24 protein-coding genes are annotated in these 21,398 nt (G+C 72.6%); 12 read left to right on the forward strand and 12 right to left on the reverse strand.

Features of this window, described 5'->3' with window-relative positions; all coding sequences use genetic code 11:
- Positions 1-389 precede the first annotated feature (389 nt).
- Entirely contained in the window at positions 390-647 is a 258-nt protein-coding gene (locus ACXET9_RS15250) for a glycine zipper domain-containing protein (protein ID WP_457887536.1), read from the forward strand.
- Positions 648-1,068: 421 nt separating this feature from the next.
- Positions 1,069-1,395, forward strand: coding sequence for a hypothetical protein (locus ACXET9_RS15255; RefSeq protein WP_457887537.1), 327 nt, complete (start codon positions 1,069-1,071; stop codon positions 1,393-1,395).
- Between the two features lie 82 nt (positions 1,396-1,477).
- Here ACXET9_RS15255 and ACXET9_RS15260 read toward each other — a convergent pair whose 3' ends face one another.
- Genes ACXET9_RS15260 through ACXET9_RS15275 form a run of 4 tightly spaced genes read right to left on the reverse strand, consistent with a single transcriptional unit; the run spans position 1,478 to position 3,833 of the window.
- A complete protein-coding gene (locus ACXET9_RS15260; RefSeq protein ID WP_457887538.1) occupies positions 1,478-1,753 on the reverse strand; it encodes a UTRA domain-containing protein in 276 nt (91 codons plus the stop codon).
- The gene (locus ACXET9_RS15265; RefSeq protein ID WP_457887539.1) at positions 1,750-2,340 is read right to left on the reverse strand and encodes a GntR family transcriptional regulator; all 591 of its coding nucleotides are present in this window, start codon (positions 2,338-2,340) and stop codon (positions 1,750-1,752) included. Before ACXET9_RS15265 ends, ACXET9_RS15260 begins: the two co-directional genes overlap by 4 nt.
- Positions 2,341-2,373: 33 nt before the next feature.
- The gene (locus tag ACXET9_RS15270; protein ID WP_457887540.1) at positions 2,374-3,396 is read right to left on the reverse strand and encodes a DUF3039 domain-containing protein; all 1,023 of its coding nucleotides are present in this window, start codon (positions 3,394-3,396) and stop codon (positions 2,374-2,376) included.
- A 41-nt stretch (positions 3,397-3,437) separates the two neighbouring features.
- On the reverse strand, positions 3,438-3,833 hold the full coding sequence (locus ACXET9_RS15275; protein ID WP_457887541.1) for a helix-turn-helix domain-containing protein: 396 nt from the start codon (positions 3,831-3,833) through the stop codon (positions 3,438-3,440).
- 173 nt (positions 3,834-4,006) lie between these two features.
- On the opposite strand from ACXET9_RS15275, the gene ACXET9_RS15280 reads away from it, so the two are divergent.
- The 4 genes from ACXET9_RS15280 to ACXET9_RS15295 all read left to right on the forward strand — a co-directional run bounded on the left by ACXET9_RS15280 (position 4,007) and on the right by ACXET9_RS15295 (position 7,219).
- Positions 4,007-4,978: a PfkB family carbohydrate kinase gene (locus tag ACXET9_RS15280; protein WP_457887542.1), complete on the forward strand. Its 972-nt coding sequence runs from the start codon at positions 4,007-4,009 to the stop codon at positions 4,976-4,978.
- 164 nt (positions 4,979-5,142) lie between these two features.
- Positions 5,143-5,760, forward strand: a complete 618-nt coding sequence (locus ACXET9_RS15285) for a DUF624 domain-containing protein (protein WP_457887543.1) — start codon at positions 5,143-5,145, stop codon at positions 5,758-5,760.
- Complete coding sequence (locus ACXET9_RS15290; protein WP_457887544.1) at positions 5,757-6,536, forward strand: hypothetical protein; 780 nt, start codon at positions 5,757-5,759, stop codon at positions 6,534-6,536. Before ACXET9_RS15285 ends, ACXET9_RS15290 begins: the two co-directional genes overlap by 4 nt.
- The gene (locus ACXET9_RS15295) at positions 6,533-7,219 is read left to right on the forward strand and encodes a hypothetical protein (RefSeq protein ID WP_457887545.1); all 687 of its coding nucleotides are present in this window, start codon (positions 6,533-6,535) and stop codon (positions 7,217-7,219) included. Before ACXET9_RS15290 ends, ACXET9_RS15295 begins: the two co-directional genes overlap by 4 nt.
- 64 nt (positions 7,220-7,283) lie before the next feature.
- Here the strand turns inward: ACXET9_RS15295 and ACXET9_RS15300 are convergent, their stop codons facing one another.
- A complete protein-coding gene (locus ACXET9_RS15300) occupies positions 7,284-10,061 on the reverse strand; it encodes a glycoside hydrolase family 78 protein (protein ID WP_457887546.1) in 2,778 nt (925 codons plus the stop codon).
- Between the two features lie 282 nt (positions 10,062-10,343).
- On the opposite strand from ACXET9_RS15300, the gene ACXET9_RS15305 reads away from it, so the two are divergent.
- Positions 10,344-11,510, forward strand: a complete 1,167-nt coding sequence (locus tag ACXET9_RS15305) for a hypothetical protein (protein WP_457887547.1) — start codon at positions 10,344-10,346, stop codon at positions 11,508-11,510.
- Positions 11,511-11,604: 94 nt separating this feature from the next.
- Here ACXET9_RS15305 and ACXET9_RS15310 read toward each other — a convergent pair whose 3' ends face one another.
- The 3 genes from ACXET9_RS15310 to ACXET9_RS15320 form a co-directional block, all read right to left on the reverse strand.
- Positions 11,605-12,270 (reverse strand): hypothetical protein, encoded by a 666-nt coding sequence (locus ACXET9_RS15310; protein WP_457887548.1) that lies wholly within the window; start codon positions 12,268-12,270, stop codon positions 11,605-11,607.
- An 83-nt stretch (positions 12,271-12,353) separates the two neighbouring features.
- Complete coding sequence (locus ACXET9_RS15315; protein ID WP_457887549.1) at positions 12,354-13,592, reverse strand: ATP-binding protein; 1,239 nt, start codon at positions 13,590-13,592, stop codon at positions 12,354-12,356.
- Positions 13,593-13,645: 53 nt separating this feature from the next.
- Positions 13,646-14,509, reverse strand: a complete 864-nt coding sequence (locus tag ACXET9_RS15320) for a YoaK family protein (protein WP_457887550.1) — start codon at positions 14,507-14,509, stop codon at positions 13,646-13,648.
- A 232-nt stretch (positions 14,510-14,741) separates the two neighbouring features.
- On the opposite strand from ACXET9_RS15320, the gene ACXET9_RS15325 reads away from it, so the two are divergent.
- Entirely contained in the window at positions 14,742-15,881 is a 1,140-nt protein-coding gene (locus ACXET9_RS15325; protein WP_457887551.1) for an ADP-ribosylglycohydrolase family protein, read from the forward strand.
- Between the two features lie 145 nt (positions 15,882-16,026).
- On the opposite strand, the gene ACXET9_RS15330 is transcribed toward ACXET9_RS15325, so the two are convergent.
- On the reverse strand, positions 16,027-16,677 hold the full coding sequence (locus tag ACXET9_RS15330; protein WP_457887552.1) for a TetR/AcrR family transcriptional regulator: 651 nt from the start codon (positions 16,675-16,677) through the stop codon (positions 16,027-16,029).
- Positions 16,678-16,820: 143 nt separating this feature from the next.
- Between ACXET9_RS15330 and ACXET9_RS15335 the strand changes: the two genes are divergently transcribed.
- Together ACXET9_RS15335 and ACXET9_RS15340 are read left to right on the forward strand one after the other, a co-directional pair.
- A complete protein-coding gene (locus tag ACXET9_RS15335) occupies positions 16,821-17,738 on the forward strand; it encodes an NAD(P)-dependent alcohol dehydrogenase (RefSeq protein WP_457887553.1) in 918 nt (305 codons plus the stop codon).
- A gap of 10 nt (positions 17,739-17,748) precedes the next feature.
- On the forward strand, positions 17,749-18,141 hold the full coding sequence (locus ACXET9_RS15340) for a hypothetical protein (RefSeq protein WP_457887554.1): 393 nt from the start codon (positions 17,749-17,751) through the stop codon (positions 18,139-18,141).
- Between the two features lie 116 nt (positions 18,142-18,257).
- Here the strand turns inward: ACXET9_RS15340 and ACXET9_RS15345 are convergent, their stop codons facing one another.
- Entirely contained in the window at positions 18,258-18,755 is a 498-nt protein-coding gene (locus ACXET9_RS15345) for an N-acetyltransferase family protein (RefSeq protein ID WP_457887555.1), read from the reverse strand.
- 219 nt (positions 18,756-18,974) lie between these two features.
- Positions 18,975-19,967 (reverse strand): ArgP/LysG family DNA-binding transcriptional regulator, encoded by a 993-nt coding sequence (locus tag ACXET9_RS15350; protein WP_457887556.1) that lies wholly within the window; start codon positions 19,965-19,967, stop codon positions 18,975-18,977.
- 85 nt (positions 19,968-20,052) lie between these two features.
- Between ACXET9_RS15350 and ACXET9_RS15355 the strand changes: the two genes are divergently transcribed.
- The gene (locus tag ACXET9_RS15355) at positions 20,053-20,691 is read left to right on the forward strand and encodes a LysE/ArgO family amino acid transporter (protein WP_457887557.1); all 639 of its coding nucleotides are present in this window, start codon (positions 20,053-20,055) and stop codon (positions 20,689-20,691) included.
- 30 nt (positions 20,692-20,721) lie between these two features.
- On the opposite strand, the gene ACXET9_RS15360 is transcribed toward ACXET9_RS15355, so the two are convergent.
- Positions 20,722-21,093 carry a hypothetical protein gene (locus ACXET9_RS15360; RefSeq protein ID WP_457887558.1) on the reverse strand — a complete coding sequence of 124 codons (372 nt, stop codon included), beginning with the start codon at positions 21,091-21,093 and terminating at the stop codon, positions 20,722-20,724.
- A gap of 107 nt (positions 21,094-21,200) precedes the next feature.
- On the opposite strand from ACXET9_RS15360, the gene ACXET9_RS15365 reads away from it, so the two are divergent.
- Positions 21,201-21,389: a hypothetical protein gene (locus ACXET9_RS15365; RefSeq protein WP_457887559.1), complete on the forward strand. Its 189-nt coding sequence runs from the start codon at positions 21,201-21,203 to the stop codon at positions 21,387-21,389.
- Positions 21,390-21,398 lie beyond the last annotated feature (9 nt).

Raw genomic sequence — 21,398 nt, forward strand, 5'->3', positions numbered from 1 at the left:
TCGGCCGACGGGGCCGATGCGGCGGGGGCCGGCGACGGACCGGTCGACGACGGACCGGCGGCGGTCGACGGGGTCGGGGAGGACGACGAGGCCTGCTTCGTGCTCACGGTGCTCCAGCGTGTGAGGAACGGGGTATCGCTGCCGACGCTGGAAGCGGTGTGGGGACATCACTGATCGTAGATCCGCGACGGGTTCCCGCGACAGGGTCCGACGGCCGAAGGTGAGCGATCTGCCGTCGTCGACGGCGCCGGACGGACCGCGGCGGGGACGGCGGACGAGCGGCGCGGAGGCGTCGCGCGGATGCCGGGTGCCGTTCGGAACCGTTCGGGAATCGGTGGAGGGCCAGGCCAGGGAGGTCGTCGGACACCTTCGCCGATCACACTGGCGCCATGATTGGTACCTCGAGCGACATCGCGGGCGGCGGCCCCGCCGTCGGACCGACCGGCTCTGCCGTCGGGCCGTCCGGCTCTGCCATCGACCCGTCCGGCTCCGCGGCGGGCGCGGCGATCGGGACGGCCGTCGGCCCGCTCCGCGGTCCGGCCCGCGGGTCGGCGTGCGGCACGACGGTCGGTGCGGCGATCGGCACGACCGTCGGCCCGGCTGCGGGGACGACCGACGGATCGGCTGTCGGGGCGGAGCGGGCATGATGGCGATCCGCACCGTCGGCTCGTACGTCCTCGCGGCGCTGCTCAGCGCCGGCGCCGGGGTCTCCGCGACGGGACGCGGTAGCGCGGCTGCCGGATGTTCCACCGCATCGCGTGTTCAACGATGGTGAACACGCTGGAGAATTGAACGCATGAGCGGAGATCGGTCCGCATCACCTCGGATCGGATCGGATCGAATCGGATCGGATCGGATCGGATCAGATCAGATCGAATCGGATCGGATCGGATCGGAGCGGATCGGAGTGGAGCAGAGCCGAGCCGTGCGCAGCGCGCCCGCCGGACCTCCCGCCCTCCCTCCAGGCATCCCCGGTAACCTGGGGGTCAGCCGCTCGCAGATGACCGGCAGGCGCGTGCCATCGGATCTGCCGCGCGCCGCACCTCGACACGTTGGGACGCCATCACCATGGAGCACATCACCGTCGCGGGCCATCCGGAGCCCATCAGCACGTCGCCGATCGCCGCGAAGGCGCTGACGGACAAGCTCGCGGCCATCCGCGAGGAGCGCGGCGCAGAGGCCGCGGACGAGTTCGAGCAGCGGGTCGGCGAGCGCATCGGTCAGCTCCTGTCCAGCGGCACCCTCAGCATCGACCTCGCGAACATGCGCGCGATCGTCCGCTACCTCGACACCCCCGCCGAGGAGGAGGACGACTCGAGCATCGGCCGCGCGGTCCGGGGCGTCCGCGAGCGCCTCGCCCAGCGCGGCGGCGCGAGCGACATCGTCCACTTCTGACGGGTGCCTCTCTGACGGGCGCTGCTCCGACGGGCGCTACTCCGACCGGCACTGCTCCGACGGGCGTCGCCCGTCGTCGGGCTCAGAGCCCGAAGCCGTCCTCGCGGCCCTCGCCGAGCTCGAAGTAGACGCGGGCGGCGACATAGAACGAATGGCTGATCTCGCAGACGGCGCCCGTGTCGTCGGTGATGGTCGTCCGGCGCCAGAAGAGCGGCTCGCCGACGTGGACACCGAGCACCGCGGCCTGGCGGGAGTCGGCGCTGACGGCGCTCATCGAGGAGGCGAGGCCGCCGAAGCGCACGCCGTAGGCCTGCTCGACGCTGTCGGCGAGCGCGGGACCTGCGCCGGGCAGGATCACGGGTCTCCCGACCTCGCCGCGGTCCCAGTAGGAGGAGCGCAGGCAGACGCGGGCGTCGTCGACGTCGAAGACCTCGTCGCGCTGCCGGAGCGACTCGAGGGGGCGGCCGAAGGCGGCGCGGAGGATGGGGGAGGCGTCGATCGTGCGGGCGGGTCGCAGCTCCGTGACGACGATCCGGTGGCGCTCGGGACGGTCGATCCCCCGGGTGAGGGACCAGGAGACGGGCGTAACTCGAGCCGGGTCCCGATGCGCGGCGTGCGGCTCAGCACGCCCTCCTCGGTGAGCCGGGCGAGGGCCTCGCGGACCTCGGTCCGGCTGCCGGGGACGAAGTCCATGACCTCGGCCTCGGAGAAGGCGGCGCTCCCGTCGGCCCCGGCCGGGGCGAAGCGTGCGGCGCCGACCAGGGGCGCCGCATACGGGATGCCGAGGAACTCCTCGATCCCGAACCGGCGAGCGCCCCGCAGGACCCCGCTCCCGATCTCCACGACAGGGGCATCCTGATCAGCGGTGAGGGGCATGGGACTCCATCCGGACGTGCGGCAGGGCGGATGTCCAGGGTAGTGCGGGGACGGCGCTGAGCAGGGCATCTGAAGGAAGGCCAGGCGCAGCCCGGTCTTTTCCTACTCGGAGCTCCCATCCGGCTCGGGAATGTCGTCATGCATCGATCTGCACGAGGGGCAGACGGGCATGGAGTGGTGGTCCTGGCGGGGAACGAAGTAGACGCCGCAGATGGCTCTGACCGACGTCCCTTCGACGGCCGCCTCTGCGATGCTCCGACTGTGGACGTAGTGGGCGCTCTTGCCGGCAGCCGACGTTGCCATCGCGCCGCGCTCTTCCATCTGCCGGAGCTCCGCGATGCGAACGGCGAGACTGCCACGAGGGAGCAGATTCGCGAACCTGTAGGTGTCGCTCGTATCCCAATGCTGCTCGGGCGGGTGGATCGTCGCCAGGATCTGCATGGTGAGGGTCCAGCTCAGCTGTGTCGGCTTCCACCGGTCAGCCACATCCACTTCCACGTAGACATCTTCGAGGGCCTCCCCGTCGTCGAAAGGTTCGTGGTTGATCGTGACGGTGGCGAAGAGATCGCTCGCTGCGGCGCGGGGGTCAGGTGACAGGATGTCGACAGAGGTCTCTCCGCCGTCGACGATCTCGGCGAGTGCCTCGATCATCTTCCTCTGGGTGATTCGCTGCCACTCCGTGAGCCGTCGAGCCGCGTCCTCCTTCTTCAGCAGCTTGTGGTCATCGCCGGCAGGAAGGAGGGAGCGGACGGAGCGAGAATCCTGAACTCGTTCGAGTCGCTTATAGAAGTCATCTCGGTCCTGATGGTTGCCCTTCGCGAGACCTGCGGCGACCACCCAGCATGCCGTCGCGTCGAGCCAGATGGCAGCCCGCCACTGCCCGTGCTTGATCTCCAAGAGGTCCACGTCCGTGACGCACGCGATCGTGGTGACGTACTGGTCCTCCGAAGCATCATCGCCGAAGGATTCTCCGGCTTTCCTCAGGATGGGATGGGCGAGTGCATCGAGGGGCTGAAGCGAGGTGAAGTCCTCTGCCTTGATGGCGCGGAGCGCTCGGCGGTCTTCCCATCCGTCGTCCAAGTCCTCCCGCAGGGTACGGAGCGTGGGGCGGGCGCGACGAGGCATGCGATCCATCATGCCTGAAGGCCGCGACAGGGCAAGGGGTGTTACAGGAGATCGGCGATCTCGTCGATCGCAGCTTCGCGGATGCGGTCCTGATCGGCGAAGCGCTCGGCGAGAGCGTGGCGGGCGGCTCCTCGGCGATCTGCGAAATCCGCGAGGTCCTTGATCGCAATGCGGCGATCTCGGCCCACACGGTGCGAGGCGATCGTCCCGTCGTCGAGCAGCTTGTACAGATGAGTTCTGCTCATGCCGAGCGTCTTCGCAGCCTGGTTCGGGGTGAGGGTCTCGCTGGGCCCGACGGCCACGATCTCGTCGCCGTCGCGGAGGCTCGAGACGATCGAGGTCAGGAGGTCGCGCACTTCGGCGGATGCGCCGCGTGCGACAGCTTCGAGCTCATCGAGCTGCGCGCTGGGCATGGGGGTGTCGGTGAGGTGTTTCATGGCTCCTTCTCCAGATGTCACAGATGCAACACCTGTCATACCTGACACTAGCGGGTGGCGATCCACGGTGACAACCTGTTTCTGCCGGAGATCACCCTTCCGGCATCGGAGCGCCTTCTGCTGCGGCCGGTCCCCGCATGACGCGACCCGCGCCCCTGTGCCACGCTGACCCCATGACCAGCGACGGCACCCCGACCATCCGACCCCGCGGCCTGTTCGCGGGCCTGGCGACGCTGGACGTGATCCACCGCGTCGATCCCGCGCCGGGGCCGGACGAGAAGGTCACCGCGCGCGCCCAGTTCGTCGCCGCCGGGGGACCGGCCGCGAATGCCGCCGTCGCGTTCTCCGCCCTCGGCGGGCGCGCCGTGCTCCTGACCGCCCTGGGCCGCGGCCCGATCGCCCGCACGATCGCCGCGGAGCTCGCCGAGCAGGGCGTCGAGGTCGTCGACCTCGCCCCGGACCTCGAGGACGCGGCCCCGGTCTCCTCCGTGGCGGTGCGGGAGGCGACGGGGGAGCGGTCGATCGTCGGCGGGGACGCCGCCGGGCTCGTGCTCCCGACGATCGACGAAGCGGTCGTCGCCGATGCCGTCGAGGGCGCCGACGTCGTCCTCCTCGACGGCCACCATCCGCTGCTCGCCCGAGCCGTCCTCGACGCCGCCCGGAGCCGCGGCCTGCCCGTCGTCCTCGACGCCGGACGCTGGAAGCCGATCATGGAGGAGCTCGTCGGCGCCGTCACCGACGTCGTCACCTCCGAGGGCTTCCGCCTGCCCGGCACGACCGCGGCCGAGGAGTCCGCGGCCGCGATCCTGCGCCGCGGCGCGTCCGACGACCGCGGCGTGCGCACCGTCGCGACGACCGCCGGCCCGGGGCCCGTGCGCTGGTGGTCGGCCGTCCCGCCGGGCAGCGGGAGCGTCGCCGTGCCGGCGGTGCGGGCCGTCGACACCCTCGGGGCGGGGGATGTGCTCCACGGCGCCTACGCCCTCGCGCTCGCGCGGGGCGCGGATCTCGAGCGGCGGCTCGCCTTCGCCGCCGAGGTCGCGGCGGTCCGCTGCACGTTCGTCGGCCCCCGCAGCTGGACGGAGGCCGTCGCCCGCGTCCGGCTGCGAGGTCCTGCTGTGAGGTCCGACGGCGGGGCCCGGCTGTGAGCGGTGCGACCTCCATCGCGCGAGGGCGATCGCGTACCGTTTTCGGAGGGCGGTTCCCCCGCCGCCCGCGCCACGGACGTCCTCCGGGGCGGTGCCCCCGCCGCTCCGCCGGCCTCGCTGCTGCGCAGGTCCGACGCGCCCGCACGTCCCGAAGGAGCCCGCCGATGTCGTCGCCCGCGGAGTCGGACCCGATCGACCGGGTCTTCCGTCTGTTCGAGCTGGTGGTCCGGGTCGTCCTGCTGTCGTTCCTGGGGATCCTGCTGAGCCTGCCGATCGTGACGGCGCCCGCGGCGCTCACCGCGACGGCCGCCACGATCCGCCTCCACCTCGACGAGCGCCATCGCGGCTTCCTCGAGCCCTACTTCGAGGTCTTCCGCGACAGCTTCCGCCGGGTCACCTGGCGGGGCCTCGTGCTCCTCGCCGCGATCAGCCTGTTCGTGCTGACCGGCGCCTCCTACGTCCTGGGCACGGATCCCGGCGCCTTCCGCACGGCGGGAGCGTCGGTGCAGCTGCTCGCGGCGACGATCGCGCTGGCGATCCTGATCCGTCTCGTCGACGGCACCGCCCAGCACTGGCTGCGCGGTGCGACGGATGCGAGCCCGGGCCTGCGCGGCGCCGCCCGGACCGTGCTGCACCAGCCCCTCGGCAGCGGCATCGCGACCCTCGCCGTGATCGCCGTGCCGGTGCTGATGGCCTGGTCGGGGCTGTGGCAGATCGTGCTGCTGGTCCCCGGCCTGCAATGCTTCCTGGCCGTCCTCGCCCTGCGTCGGATCCCCCGATGACGCGCCGGAGGAGGACCGACCGCCCGGAGATCCGCCCCGCGAGCGGCGACTGGGCCGGCTCCCGCACCGAACGCTGCCCCACCTGCGGTTCCGCGCGGATCACCGCGGAGTCCGCGCCCCAGCTGACGCTCGACGAGGAGCTCGCGGCGCTCCTCGACCCCGAGCGCGGGAGGGCGCTCGTCCGACGGCCGGCGGCCGAGGCCTTCCGGTGCCGTAACTGCCTCACGACGTGGTCCACGCAGAGATATGCGCCGCCGAGGCCGCTGCGCCTGCGCTCGGAGACCGGCGGGATGCTCGCGCTGCTGCCCGTGCCGAGCATCGACGACCTGCAGGGTCCCGCGATGGACCTCGAGCTGGTCACCCCGGACCGTCTCGTCCGCTATCTCGCCCGGCCGCGCGACGACCGCGCCCTCGAACACCTCGCGCGCTTCTTCCAGGAGGCCGCCGCGGCCGAACCCCGCGACGGCGAGCCGCACGACGACGAGCCCCGCGACGCCGAGCGCTCGGACGGCGAACCGCACGACGGCGAGCGCCCGGACGACGAGGAGGAGGCGCTGCTCGAGCACGTCGATCTCCTGGCCGGGCTGCGGGTGCGCGTCCTCGCATCCGACGAGACGACGGTCCAGCTCGAGATCGTCGTCATCGACGATCTCGATGCGATCGAGGACCGCGAGGACCGCGAGGACCGCGGCGGCGCGACCGTCGGCCTCATCATGGACGTGCGGCGCAGCGAGCTGATCAGCGCGGCCCACGCCCTCGAGGAGTGGTGGCGATGAGCGTCCTGCGCGACATGCTGCGCCTGCCGGAGGGGTCCTGCGTGCGGGGCGTGGACCTGCTGCCGGTGCCGGACCTGTTCGGCACGGGGCATCCGCTCGCCGCCGATCGCGATATCGCGACCGTCTACGTCCACGTCGTGGAGCTGATGGACCCGCGGGAGGACTCCGCGGTGCTCGGCTCCGCCGTCGCCGCGCATCTCGCGTCCGCCACGGCGATCCTCCACGGCGCCCACCTCGACGGCACCGGCTGGTTCGCGATCGTCCATCACGCCGTCGACGAGCTCCTGGACACGCTGGACTTCCGCACCGCGGAGGCGGCGATGCGACGCGCGATGGACCTCGTCGGCGTCGTCGACGCCACCGTCCGGGTCCACGCCCTCACCCGGCGCGCCCGCGACCTCCTCTTCGAGGCGGCCTATGACGAGGTCGCCGACGACCCCGACGCCTGGATCGAGTCCGCCTGGACCGGGCAGGAGCAGCTGCTCGCCCTGATCGTCGAGGTCACCGGCACGCCCCTTGCCCGCATCGTCGCCGACATCGGCGGCGAGGAGCACGCCCTCGTCGGCGGCGAGGCCGCCGAGGAGGCCCGCGGGAACGGGGAGCACGCGCGCGACGTCCCCGTCCGCTCGCCCCGCACCGAGCACCTGCTGGGCCTCCTCGACGCCTGGGCCGCCGGCCTCTGAGTGCGTCGGCCAGCCCGGCGGCCCGCCCGGCGGTCGGCCCGTCGGCCGACGGCGCGTCCGCCCGTCAGGCGCCGACGGCCGCGCCCTCCGGACGATCGGCGCCGACGGCCGCGGCCTCGAGCTCATGCCGACCGGGGCCGACCTCGCGCCGGGTCCCGTCGGGCAGGTCGACGATCCCGCGGGTGCCGACGGGCAGCTCGACGGCGAGCCGCAGTCGGCCGTCCTCGACGCTCCAGCGGCTCGCGATCATGCCGTAGGGGCTCTCGTGGCGGGCGCTCGCCGAGGTCAGCGGGCCGGGACGGGGGGCGAAGAGGATCCGGCGATATCCGGGTTCGAGCGGGGCGATCCCGCCGATCGTGCGATGCATCCAGTCGGCGATCGACCCGAGGGCGTAGTGGTTGAACGAGGTCATCTCGCCGGGGTTGACGGTGCCGTCGTCCAGGAGGCTGTCCCAGCGCTCCCAGATGGTGGTGGCGCCCTTGTCGACCATCGACAGCCATGACGGGGTGCTCCGTTCGAGCAGCAGCGCGAAGGCGTCCTCGAGGTGGCCGGTGCGGGAGAGGGCGTCGGAGACCAGGTTCACGCCGGCGAAGCCCGCGCCGATCCGGTGCCCGCCCGCGCGGACGAGCCGGGCGAGGGCGGCCCCGGCGACCGCGAGCGCCTCCGGATCCGTGAGGAGCTCGAACTCGATCGCCAGCGCATAGCCGGTCTGGGTCTCGTCGGCGAGGCGCCCGGGGGAGACCTGCCAGCGGTCCAGGAACGCGAGCCGGACCTCCTCGGCGAGCGCCGCATAGCGGACGGCGAGGTCCTCCTCCCCGAGGACGGCGGCGGTGCGGGCGAGCAGCTGCGAGGAGCGGGCGAAGAAGGCGGTCGCGACAAGATGGCGGTCGGTGAGCGCCTTCGCGGGATCCTCCGGCGGGGCGCTCGGGTCCAGCCAGTCGCCGAGCTGGATGCCCGTGTCCCACAGGCGGCTCGGGCCGGCGAGCTCGGCGACCTGGTCGACCCAGGCGCGGGCGCTCGCGAACTGCTCGGCGAGGATCCCGTCGTCGGCGAACCGCTCCCGCAGCGCCCAGGGCACCATCACCGCGGCGTCGCCCCAGGCGGCGCCCGGGCGGGCCGGGTTCCAGAAGGGGCCGCCGGGGATGACGGGCACGTACCAGGGGGCGGTGCCGAAGCGGCGCTGCTCGACGGCGAGGTCCTTCAGCCAGGAGGAGAGGAACCCGGAGACGTCGTAGAGGTAGGAGGCGGTCGGCGCGAACACCTGGATGTCGCCGGTCCAGCCGAGCCGCTCGTCGCGCTGCGGGCAGTCGGTGGGGATGTCCACCATATTGCTGCGCAGGCTCCAGACCACGTTCTCGTGCAGACGGTCCAGCGCGGGGTCGGAGGTCTCGAGCCAGCCGGTGCGGTCCATCGCCGTATGCAGGACGCGGGAGACGACGTCGAGGCCCTCGAGCGGGCCGTCGTAGCCGGTGATCTCCGCATACCGGAAGCCGTGGATCGTGAACCGCGGCTCCCAGGCGATCGCCCCCGTCGACCCCAGATGCCGGTCCACGGAGACGGCCCCGCGCAGGGTCCGCGTGTACAGCTCGCCGTCCTGCATCACCTCCGCATGGCGGATCACGAGCTCGGGGCCGACGCCGGAGCCGGCGACGACGCGGAGCCGCCCCGAATGGTTCTGGCCGAAGTCCAGCAGGATCCGTCCGTCGGCCCGGCGGTCGACGGAGACGGGGGACAGCTCCTGCGTGCACAGGACCGGCGGGCCCTCGGGCGCGATCAGGGTGCCGTTGGCGAACTGCGCGAGGCGCACGCCCTGCCAGCCGTCGTCGGCGCTCGCGGCTGTGGTGCCGGAGGTGTCGGAGGCGGGGCCGTCGGAGACGGCGGTGTCGGAGGAGGGGCCGTCGGCGGGCGAGCTCCAGCCGTCGGGGAGCTCGCGGGCGTCGTAGGTCTCGCCGGTCAGGAGGCTCGAGGAGAGGATCGGGGAGGGGCGGCTGCGCCAGTCGTCGTCGGTGGTGACGGTCTGGACGGCGCCGTCGTCGTACTCGATCTCGAGCTGCGCGAGCAGGGCGATGCCCGTGCCGTACACGTTCAGGGTGCCGCCGCTGAAGCCGAGGCGCCCGCGCCACCAGCCGTCGCCGAGCCAGGCGCCGAGCATGTTCGGCCCCTCGCGGAGCAGGGCGGTCACGTCGTAGGTGCGGTAGCGCAGGCGGTGCGGGTAGACGGTCCACCCGGGGCTCAGCACGTCCTCGCCGACGCGCACGCCGTTCAGCTCCAGCTCGTACACCCCGTGCGCGGTCGCATACAGCCGCGCCCGACGGACGCCGACGCCCGCCCGGACCGTGAGCGCGCGCCGCAGCAGCGGCGACCGACGCAGATCCTCCGAGGCGTCCTCGTCCCAGCCCGGTCCGACGCCCATGCTCTGCCAGTCCAGCGGCGAGAGAAGTCCCGCCTCGACGATCGCCGGCGGCGACCACGACGAGACGGTCCCGTCGGCCGTCGTGATCCTGACCTGCACGCGCGCCTCCTCGCGGGAGCGCAGCGGAGCGCCCGGCCAGGGCACCAGCACCGAGGAGGCGGAGTCCGCGGCATGCTCCTCGAGGACCGGCTCGGCGCCCGGCAGGCGCCGCTCGATCCGCAGCGCGTAGGAGCGCTGCTCGAGGTGCGAGAGGTCGAGCGGGGCGGCCGACGACGGGGCCGACGGGCGGATCTGCCAGCTCAGGCGCGGGGTTGCGACGCCGATGCCGAGGGTGCGCGGGGCGGTGTCGAGGTCGGGTGCGCTGCCGGGGCGGGTCGCGGGGGCCGCGGCGGGCAGGTGCTCGAAGCGGGGCGGGGTGAGGGCGATCATCAGGAGTCCTCCGGGGGACGGGGAAGGGAGGGGGCGAGGCTGCAGCTCCGGCGTCGGAGATCGCACCACGCGGCGAGATTAGAACGGTTCAATGCTTGGGTCAATCGAGGTGGTGGCCGCGTCGGGCCTCCGCCTCCGCTCGGCATGCCCGCCCGCATGGAAACCCTGTCAAGCCCCTTGACAGACCCGATAGGCTCGGGGTCGCTTCGCTCCTCATCGAGCCTGGTCGTGGCTCTGCGCCGTGACCGCCGGAGGGCGCGGAACCGCCCGTATCGTGGCGGCATGCAGACCCCCTCCCCGACTGCCGCCTCCTCGCTGCTCTTCGCCCCGGCCTCCTCGCTCCGGCAGCGTCCGCGATCGCGCCGACGCCTCGGACCCCGTGTGCTGGTCGTGGCCGTCAGCATCCTGCTGCTGGTGGTCGCCGCGGGGATCTCCTTGGCCGCGCCCCTGTCCACGCTGCTGACGCTGATCGGCCTCGTCGCCGCGCTGCTGCTGCGGCACCTGCCGCGCACGGGCCTGCAGATCGCGGCCGGCGTCGTCGTCGGCGCGGTCGCGGCGATCGAATGGGCGGCCGGTATCGAGATCATCTCGTTCTCCCTCGCCGTGATCGTCGGTGCGAATGCGCTGCTGCGGTGGCCGCGCGGTTGGCTGTACGTCGTCACGGGGGCGCTCACCGTCATGGTCGGGAACTCGACGGCCGTGACGGCGAACAACGAGGGCTTCTGGCCGCGGCTGATCACGGAGGCGGTGCCCGGGATCGACCTGCACCTGCCGGTGCTGCTGCTGGGCCTCGTGATCCTCGTGATCGGCCTGGGCCTGCTCGCGATCGGCACCTGGAGGGCGGCCCTGCACCTCGACGTCCTCGCCATCGCCCTGTTCGTCGCGGCCATCGCGCATCTCGCCGCCTCGTACCTCGGCCTCATGGCGATGCAGCTGCCGATGCTGCTGGCGGAGCTCCTCCCGGGGGTCTACTCCTTCGACGAGGAGTCTCTCGCGATGAAGGCCGTCATGATCCAGACCCTCCAGATGAACGGGAAGGGGATCGTGCAGGGGCTGCTGATCCCGCTGGTCATGATCATCCTCGCGGCGGTCCGCCTGCTCCGTCAGCGCGGCTTCGCGATCGGATCCGCCCCGCTGCAGCCGACGTCGACCGCGGTCGCGGTCCTGACGGGCGTGGCCCTCGCGGTCCCCGGGCTGCTGATCCTGATCCTCGGCCTCGCGGGCGACGACGACCTCGTGCAGATCATCCTGCCGTTCATCATCGACGGCCTCGCCTTCGTGCTGTGGCTCGTGGCCGTGGTCGCCTGGTGGCGGCACACCGCCCTCGTGCGCGAGCTCCGCGCCCCCGGCGGCGATGTGACCGCCGCGGACCTCGGCCTCACCCTGGTCCTCGCCTGCGTGCCCGCCCTGCTCGCGGCCTTCGACGTGGCGCTGGCCTTCATCCCCTGAGTCCCCGCGCGCGAAAGACGACGCCCAGCTACACCGGGGGCGGGGGCGGGGTCGGTCTCCGGCGTAAGGCGGCAGACTCGGTCGACGGGGCCCTTCAGCGGGGCCGGTCCTGTGCGGGGCAGTCCTCGGCCGACGGGCAGACCATGGCCTGGAGTGCGCGCAGGTTCTGGCGCGACGGCGTGCTCTGCGAGTCGGTCGCGGTGTCCTGCTCTTCGTCCGATGGCTCGTCGGCCTGGTCGGCCTCGTCGGTCTTCTCGAGACCGAGCTCGAGCAGCTCGGCGACCCAGTCCGGGATGCCGGCGGAGCGGGCAGAGGCCTCGCCGTCGGCGTCCGCAGAATCGGCGGCGTCGGCGAGGATCGTGCAGAGCGCGTGCCCGGCCAGGTCGCGCGCTCCGGCCTCCTCGCTGAGCGCGGCGGCGAGCTCGAAGAGCGCGTCCGCGGGGTCCGGGCGCGGGGCGGGCGGGGCGACGACGGCGAACAGGCCGGCCTGGGCCGCGGACACCGAGGCGGCGCCCGTCGTCGACCCGGCGTCGGACCGAGAGGCGGCGGACCCGCCCACAGCGGTTCGGCGCGCCGGCCGCACACGGCGACGGGGCGGGGCCGGAGGGACCGCGGCGGCGGTGAGGGAGGGCAGGACGGGGGCGTCCTCCGCCTCGGCGTCGCGGGGTGCGGCGATGCGCCCGGTGCCGTGGACGGGGCAGCGCTCGGCGCCGCTCAGAGTCCGATGTCGTCCCGTCTTCGGCGCCGTGCATTCACCCATGGCCGGAGTCTAGGGGCGGCGGGGGAGCCACGAGCGGAGGCGGCCGGAGGCGGTGCGAGCGGCGTCGGGGCGAGCCATGGCGCTCAGCTGGCGACGTCGGGCCAGTCCGTCGTCAGATAGGCCTCGACCGCGCGATGCCGGAAGGTGTAACGGGGCCCCCGGCGGATGATGCCGCGAGTCGAGTCGAGGCGCTGCGAGGTCGTGCCGACGGCCGATCCTCGCTCCAGCCCCATCTGCTTCGCGATGGCGGTGAGCGTGCGCTCCTCGGGAGCGAGGGCGGCCATCTCCTCGAGGAACGTCCGCTCCCGGTCGGGCAGACGGGCCAGGATCCGCTCCACATGCGCCTCGGCCTCACGGCGGACGACCTGCCAGCCGCGCAGCACCTCGTCGCGCGTGATGACCGCGCCGCTCCCCGCGAACCAGGCCTGCTGCCCGGCGAGCTGGAACAGGAACGGCTCTCCGCAGGAGAGCTCGACGATCGTGTCCTGCGCCTCCGGGGTCATCGACACCAGGCTGGTGCCGCCGTCGTCATCGGGGATCTCCCATCCGGAGATGAGGAAGGGCTGCAGGGCGCTCGCGAGGTCGTCGTCCTCGAGGGGGCCGAGGACCGTGGTCTGGAAGCGTCGGGCGAAGGTCGCTCCCTTGCGGGCGCCGGCCATGTCGGTGAACTCCGGCAGTCCCGTGAGGTAGACGGCCACGGGGAGTGCGCGCTGGATGATCATCCCGCCGGGAGTAGTCACCGTCTCCTCGTGCACGAGGGCGTCGCCGAGGGCGATGAGGAGCTGCGAGAGCGCCTGCTCCGAGGTGATGTTCTGGATCTCGTCGATATGGACGAGGACCATCGCATCGCCGCGGTGCATGGCTGTCCGACCGAGCTCGACCAGGAGCTCCGTCAGCGTGGAGTAGGGCTCCGGGCCGGGCTGCTCCCGCAGCGTGAGGGAGACCCCCGCGGCCGCGACCGACTCCACGCGGCCGAGCAGCTCGGCGATCCCCTTCTCGCGGCGCGAGGGGAGACCGGCCTGTGCGGCGACGTCGAGCAGCGCCTGGGCGACGCGCTTGAGAGGGTCCGTGCCGGTGGGGATGCGCAGCTGGGGCGTGACCCAGTCGCCGCGGTCGGCGGCGTCGGCGGCGATCTTCCGCACGAGCGAGGACTTGCCGAGCCCGGCCTCGCCGAGCACCGTCCGTCCGCGCTCCGGCAGGCCGGCGAGCCGGCGGGGCCGCAGGACATTGCGCCAGTCCGCCAGCTGCTCCGTGCGGCCCGCCCAGACCTGGGGGACGGTGTCCGAGCCGGGGCTGAAGGGCGAGTCGAGGGGAGTGCGCATGTTGGTAATATTACCAACGGCGAGGGTCGTTGGTAATATTACCAAGCGGCTGTTCAGACGGTGCGCAGGCGGGACTGGCCGATGATCGCGACGACGAGGCAGATCGCGCCGGCGAGGAAGAGGCCGATGCCGGGGTGGATCCGCAGGGTGAGCGCGCCGAGGATGGCGCCGGCGAGCATCAGCACGACCGCGAGCAGGCGCTGCTGCCACAGCTCGCCGGAACCGCCGGCGATATAGGAGTCCATCGACAGGCTCGTGATCGTCGAGGTCAGGACCACGGTGGTCACGTCCTTCACGCCGATCGAGCGGGCGGTCGCGGCCTGCGCGCCCATCGACAGGCCCAGGGTGCCGGTCACGGCGAGCATCGCGGCGTGCGGGACGCTCTCCCACAGCATCATGACGGTGCCGATGCCGATGACCGCCACGGCGACGCCCACGAACAGGGCGGTGACGGCGTTGGACCAGGAGCCGGCGCGTCGGCCGAGGGCGCGGCCCGCGATCATCGCGCCGAGCACGAAGCCGACGAGCGCGAGCACGGGCCCGAGCAGCGGCAGATCGCCGGCGCCGGTCAGCGCGAGACCGAGGATGACGACGTTGCCGGTCATGTTCGCCGTGAACACGCGGTCCAGGCCGAGATAGCCGACGGCGTCGACGATGCCCGTCGAGAACGTCAGCGCGAGCATGAGGATCAGGTGCATCCGGTCCGCGTCGACCGCCGAGGGAGCGGGAGCGGGAGCGGAGACGGTGGCCGTGCGCGTCGCGGCGGTCGCGCTGCCTGCGGCGGTCGCGGATGCGGTGCCGTCAGGCGACGCCGGGGTGCTCGCGGGGGTGCTCGTCGTGGTCTCGGCGGCGACCGCCGGCGCTGCGGTCTCGGAGACGGGATGGGCAGGGTCGACCAGGGGAGAAGCGGTGGGCATATCTTGAGATTACGCACTTTTCGGGACTGTGGTTGGACAAGTGAGCAACAACCGCGTAAGCGCGAGGAAAGCGGCGACCTGGGCCACGACCAGGGCGGGTGCGGGGAGAGGCGGGTCTCGTCGGCGGCCGTCGGGAGCGCCGCGCGGGCATGGCGGGAAACGTCGGGAGCCCGGCGCGCGGACGCCGCGGGAGGGCCGGGGGAGCGTCGGCCGCGGCGGCTACTGTGCGGGCATGACGACGATCGCCGCCCGCCGGAACCGTGCCGCCGGATCCCTGCTCGGCCTCGCCTGCGGCGACGCCGCGGGGGTCCCCTACGAGTTCGCGACCGCCCCCTACGACCCGGTCCGCGGACCGGAGATGATCGGCGGCGGGCTCGGCCCGTACGCGCCGGGCGAATGGTCCGACGACACGCAGATGGCGCTGTGCATCGCGCGCGCCGCGGCCGACGCCGCGACGGGAGCCGCCGCGGCCGACGACGTCGCCGCCGCGAGCGCCCCGCTCGACAGCCCCGAGGGCCTCGACGCGATCGCCCGCGGGTTCCTCGGCTGGCTGCGCGAGGGCGCGACCGACGTCGGCGCCCAGACCCGCCAGGTCCTCGGCGCCGTGCAGGGCCCGGTGCGCGGCCCTGGCGCCGACGCGGCCGACGCGACCGACGCGAGCGATGCGACCGACGCGGGCATCGCGCGCCGCATGACCGAGGCCGCCGCCCGTCTGCACGCGAGCACCGGCCGCACCGCCGGCAACGGGGCCCTCATGCGCACCGCCCCGGTCGCGCTCGCCTTCCTCGACGACCCCGCCCGCACTGCCCGCGCCGCGCGGGCGATCGCCGAGCTCACGCACACGGATCCGCTGGCCGGAGACTCCTGCGTGCTGTGGTGCGAGGCGATCCGACGGTCCGTGACGACGGGCGAGCCAGCCCTGCCCGAGGACGCCCTCGACCTCCTCCCGCCCGAGAACCGCGCCGCATGGTCAGCGCTCGAGGACGGCAGCTGGCGCGCGGCCGACGACGGCTCCGCCCCGCGCATCGGCCTCGCCCCGAACGGCTTCACCGTGACCGCGCTGCTCGCCGCGCGCCACGCGCTCGAGGCGGCCCTCGTCGCGCTCGCTGCGGCCGACGGACGGTCGTCGGCCGACGCGGGCGCCGACGTGGGCGCGGACTCGCACCCCGGCGCGGCCTTCCGGGCGGGGATCGCCGCGGCCGTCGCGCTCGGGGACGACACCGACACCATCGCCGCGATCACCGGCTCGCTGCTGGGCGCCTGGGTCGGGGCGGAGGGGATCCCGCCGGAATGGACCGCCGTCGTGCACGGCTGGCCCGGCGTCGACGGGCCCGGCCTGCGGGTGCTCGCCGAGCGGATCGTCCAGGGCTGAGCGTCGCGGTCCGCAGTGACGCGCGGACTCAGGGGCGGCGCCCCACGACCTGCGGATCAAGAGCTCGACCGATCATGGGCGGCACAGCTTGCCTGAGAGGGTCAGGGCTCGCGCACGTCAGGTCGATGCGGCACCTGATGGTGCATCAGTCCTGCTCGGCGGCTAGGCGCCGCTCGAGCTCGTCGAGAACGATGCCCAGACCCACGTCGAACTCGGCAGCGAAGGAATAGTCCGTCGACCTGATCTGCACGCGAACGAGTTCAGCCAGGTGAGGGTAGCGGTCCTCATCGACGGCGATCTCGTCGGCGAAGTCGCTGGCGCCGGTGGCGGCGTCGAAGGGCAGGTTGCGCTCGGTGAGGGCGAAGCCGAAGACGTAGGCATCGATCACGGAGATCGCATGCGCGGTGAGGAGCACGGAGAATCCAGACCGCCGCAGGCAGCCGATCACTGCATCGTGCCGTCGCAGCACGGCCGGCCCGGGCGAGCTGCGAGTCTCCACCAGGTTCAACGCCCAGGGGTGCGCGGTGAGCACCTGTCGTACCGACCTCGCATGCGAGCTGATCGATTCACGCCACGGCCTGCCGGAATCCGGGAGCGCGATCTGCGCGAACACCTGATCGGTGAGTGCATCCAGCAGCGCTTCCTTGTCGGCGACGTGATGGTACAGCGACATCGCTTCCACGCCGGCTTCCCGGCCCACGCTGCGCATGCTCACTGCCGAGACGCCGCCTCGGTCGGCGACCGCGACCGCGGCATCGATGATCCGTGCCAGGTTCAGCGGCTGGCGTCCTCTCACACTGACCCCTCGACTGATTGCTTGCGTGCTTACGGCTGTAAGGATACCCTTTTTCCCACAGGAACTTACGGGCGTAAGGGGCGAAGATGCGGGCAGCAGCAGTCGATCGGTACGGACCGCCGGACGTCGTCAGGATCGTCGAGATGCCGACCCCGCAGCCGCGGGCGGGCGAGGTGCTCGTACGAGTCGAGGCAGCCGCCGTGACAGCAGGCGACTCGCGGATGCGAGCGGCACGATTCCCCGCCGGATTCGGCGTCATCGCCCGCCCGGCGATTGGCTTCGTCCGCCCACGGGTGCGGGTTCTCGGCAACTGCCTCTCCGGCACGGTCGAGGCCGTCGGTGACGGCGTCACAGGCTTCTCCCTCGGCGACGAGGTCGCGGGAATGACGGGCGGGAGGATGGGAGCGCACGCTGAGTACGCGACCATCGGAGCCGACTCGCTCGCGCGCAAGCCTGCGGGCATCAGCCATGCGGACGCGGCGGGGATCCTGTTCGGCGGTACGACCGCGCTGCACTTCCTCCATGATCGCGCGAAGCTCGCAGCAGGGGAGGCCGTCCTGGTCAACGGAGCATCGGGAGCGGTGGGCTCCGCAGCTGTGCAGCTCGCACGTCACTTTGGAGCGACGGTCACCGGCGTCGCCAGTGCGCGGAACCAGGAGTTCGTGGGGCGGATCGGCGCAGCGCAGACGATCGATTACGCGGCCACTCCCGTGGGCGCGATCGGAGACAGATTCGACGTCGTCCTCGACTCGGTCGGCACCATCGCAAGCAGGACCGGGATGCAGCTCCTGACGGAGCGCGGGCGGCTGCTCCTGGTGGCCGCCGGGCTCCCCGACACCCTCCATGCGACGCTCCGCGGCCGAGGGAGGATCTTCGCCGGTGTCGCACCGGAACGCGCCGACGGCATCGCCATGCTGCTGAACCTGATCACCACCGGCGAACTCGATCCCGTCACCGAATCCGCCGGCGGGCTCGACGCGCTGCCGGATGCCCACCGACTCGTGGACTCCGGTCGCAAGGTCGGCAACCTCGTCGTGCTCCCCCACGACGTCCAGGGATGAGCGCCGGAGCATGATCGTGATCGAGATGGAGTCCCGGCGCATCCTCCTGGCGGGCGCATGGGTGAGCGTGATGCTCATATACCTGCTCGGGGACGTCATCCGCATCTTCGCCGGTCACGCCGGGCCCGGGACCATCGACGGACAGGAGGTCGCGAGCTGGGTGTGGACGCTCGCCTCGGCGATCATGCTCCTCCCGATCGCGATGATCCTCATCTCCCTCATGGTGCCCGCCACGCCGCTGCGGTGGATCGAGATCATCGTGTCGATCGCCCTGGTGATCTTCAACCTGGCGGGCTTCTCCTCCTACGCAGGCTTCTACGACAAGATGCTGCTCGTGATCAGCTTCGCCGTGAACGGACTCATCGTCTGGCTCGCCTGGACCTGGCAGCCGGCAAGCGCCTGAGCCGAAATGCACCGGCGGAGCGCACGTCGCCGGTCGACGCGGATGCAGTCTGCTCGTGCCGCACGCGATGCCGAACAGACTGCGGGATGCCACCGTTCGCTGTGGCTCCCGCGCGATCATTCCGGGTCCTGTTCCTTGAGGAGCATCTGATCGCGCTCCATGGCGTGATGCGTCACTCCATCGGCATCGATCCAGTCGTACTCGATGACGTCGACTACCCCCGTGGGCCGGTATCCCAGGCGCTCATACAGTCTTCTCGCATCAGGATTGTCGTCGGCCACCCCCACTGCGATGCGCCGGTGACCGCGCTCCACCGCCCTTCGCTCGGAGCCGACGATCAGCGCAGTTCCGACGCCTTGTCCCCGGTGCTCGGGGCGGACGTGAAGGTGGCAGATCTCCACCACGCCGGGATGCGCCGCGTGCCCTTCGGCACCGTGGTACCCAGCCCATCGGATCACCGCGGAACCGAGAGGCTCGCCTTGGCGCCATGCGACGAGGTAGTCAGCCGCGCCGTGCGCAGCGTTCGCCGCATGAGCCTCATGGACGCCACCCGGAACAGGCCACTTCACGGTCAGAACCCTCAGGTCAGCGGGCGTGCAGGGGCGAATGTCCATCCGGTCAGTATGCCCGCTCGCCAGATGCAGGAAGAGGCTTGGGGGAGGTGCTGCAGGTACGGCGAGTCCAATACAGCGCTCGCAGCCACGTTGCTTTCAAGGCCCGTTGCAGCGCGCAGAGCAGACCCGCGATCTCGGCTCTGACCTGCAGTGGGCCCGGAGGGGATCGATCCCCCGACCAGCGGATGCGAAGTCCGATGCGGTCCGCGACCCGCGCGCTCAGTGCTGCCGCAGCTCGCGCCGGGCGGCGGTGACCACGGCGTCGGTGAGGGCGTCGAGCAGCACCGAGGGCGTCCGGGCGACCTGCCAGTGCAGGGGCGTGACGACGGGGTCGCCGCCGAGGGGGAGCAGCTCCCCGCTCGCGAGCAGCGGCTCGGCCTGCATCGTCAGGAGCATGCCCCAGCCGAGCCCGGCCCGCACGGCGTCGGCGAGCTCATGCGTCGAGGGGACCAGGTGCCGCGGGGTCTGCGTCGGGTCGACGCCCTGCGCGCGCAGCCAGGTCGCCTGCAGATCGTCGCGGAGGTCGTAGTCGATCCGCGGGGCCCGGGCGAGGACGTCGGCCGACGGCGTCTCCGGCCGAGCCGCCCCGACGGCGGAGGCTCCGCCGTCGGCGGCGCTGCCGTCGGCCGCGCTGCCGTCGGTCGCCCCGGCGACAGTCCCGCCGTCGGCCGAGCCGTCGACCCAGCGCCCCCACCACTCGGGCGAGGCGGCCGCGACGTAGACGAGCTCGCCGAGCGGGAGCGAGCGGAAGCCGGGCGGCGCGACGGACGAGGAGGATACTGCGGCCATCGCCGACCCGGCGCTCAGCAGACGGGCGGTCTCGTCCTGGTCATCGCGCAGCAGCTCCAGCTGGGCTCGGTGCTCGCGGGAGAAGTCGGCGAGCGCGGGCACGAACCAGGTGGCCAGGGAGTCGGCGTTCACGGCGATGCCGATCCGCGGGTGCTCGCCCTTGGCCTCGAGCCCGAGCGCGGCGCGGGTCTCGTGCTCGATCAGCGCATGCGCGCGGGCGAAGCGGACCACGACCTGGCCGGGCTCGGTGAGCCGCACCGGGCGCGATCGCACCAGGAGGCGCTGTCCGAGCTGCTGCTCGAGCAGCTTCAGGCGCTGGCTGACCGCGGAGGGCGTCATGATCAGGCGCCTGGCGGCGGCCTCGAGGGTGCCCTCCTCGGCGACGACGCGGAGGGTCTCGGCGAGCGCGGGATCGATCGGCATGCCCGGATCCTAGATGAAGCACTGCTTCATGAGCATCAGAAATCATCGCTGGTGCTTTAGAAGGGTCGGCCGTAGCGTCGAGCGGGTGACTCCGGTTCTGCATGGCCTGCTCGTCGGCCTCTCCCTCATCATCGCCATCGGCTCCCAGAACGTCTTCGTGCTGCGCCAGGGCATCCGCCGCGAGCATGTGCTGGCGGTCGTGCTGGTGTGCTCGCTGTCCGACGTCGTGCTCATCGCCGCCGGCGCGGGCGGCCTCGGCGCGCTGGTCCGGGCCGTGCCGGAGGTCGTGGTCGCGGCCCGCTGGGGCGGCGTCGCGTTCCTGCTCGGCTATGCCGTGCTCGCCGCCCGACGGGCGCTGCGCGGCGGGGAGGCCCTCGAGACGGGCGCGGCGGGCGAGACGGGCGAGACGGGTGTGGCGGGCGGGCGCTCGGCCGGCACCGGGATCCTCGCCGCGGTCGCGACGGCCCTGGCGCTGACCTGGCTGAACCCGCACGTCTATCTCGACACAGTGCTGCTGCTCGGCTCGATCGCGGCGACCCACGGCGCCCTGGCCTGGCAGTTCGCGGCCGGTGCCATGGTCGCGAGTGTCCTGTGGTTCACCGCGCTGGGCCTCGGGGCCCGGCGCCTGGGGCGCGTGCTCTCGAGTCCGCGGGCGTGGCGGGCGCTGGACGGCGTGGTCGCGGCGACGATGGTGATCGTCGCCGGGGTGCTGGCGTTCGGCTGACGGCGCGGCGCGAGCGCTCCAGTGGCCCGGTCAGTACGTCAGCGCGGCGAGGATCGGGACGCCGATCCATGCGGTCAGGACGAGCACGAGGTCGGAGACGCCGAGGGTCGTGGCGATGATGGCGGCGGCGCGGCGTCGACGCGGCAGGAGCAGCGCGATGACGCCGAGCACGGTCGCGATCAGCGCCATGATGACCTGCGGCGCCTGGATCGCCCCGCTGATCGTCACGTAGGAGAAGCCGATCCGCTCGGAGATCAGCGGGATGAACATCGAGGTCAGCGACGCGGCGACGCGCAGCAGGAGCAGCAGGACGCCCGCGACGAGCGCGGCCACGCCCAGCGGGTTCGCCGCCGGGGCGGACGGCGGGAACTCGGGCGGCGTGGACGGCGGCACGGAGGTCATGGCGCTCCTCGGTCGAGGGGATCAGAGGCGGCGCGACGCGGCGGATGCGTCGGCCGGAGACTGCGGACACTGTAGCGTCGGGCGGACGGACGACGAGGGGGCGCTCCATGAGCCGACGACGAGACCGCCAGCAGGATGACCAGCAGAACGGCCGCAGGAGCCGGGGCCGAGGCCGCGGCATCGGGTTCTGGGATGTCATCGAGCTGATCTTCGACCGGGGCCTGTGGACGCTGCTGCGCGGGATCTGGTGGCTGGTCAAGGCGCCGTTCCGTCTGCTGCTCGCGATCTTCGACTGAGCGGGGCGC

The sequence above is a fragment of the Brachybacterium netajii (SeqCode) genome, from assembly GCF_054114245.1.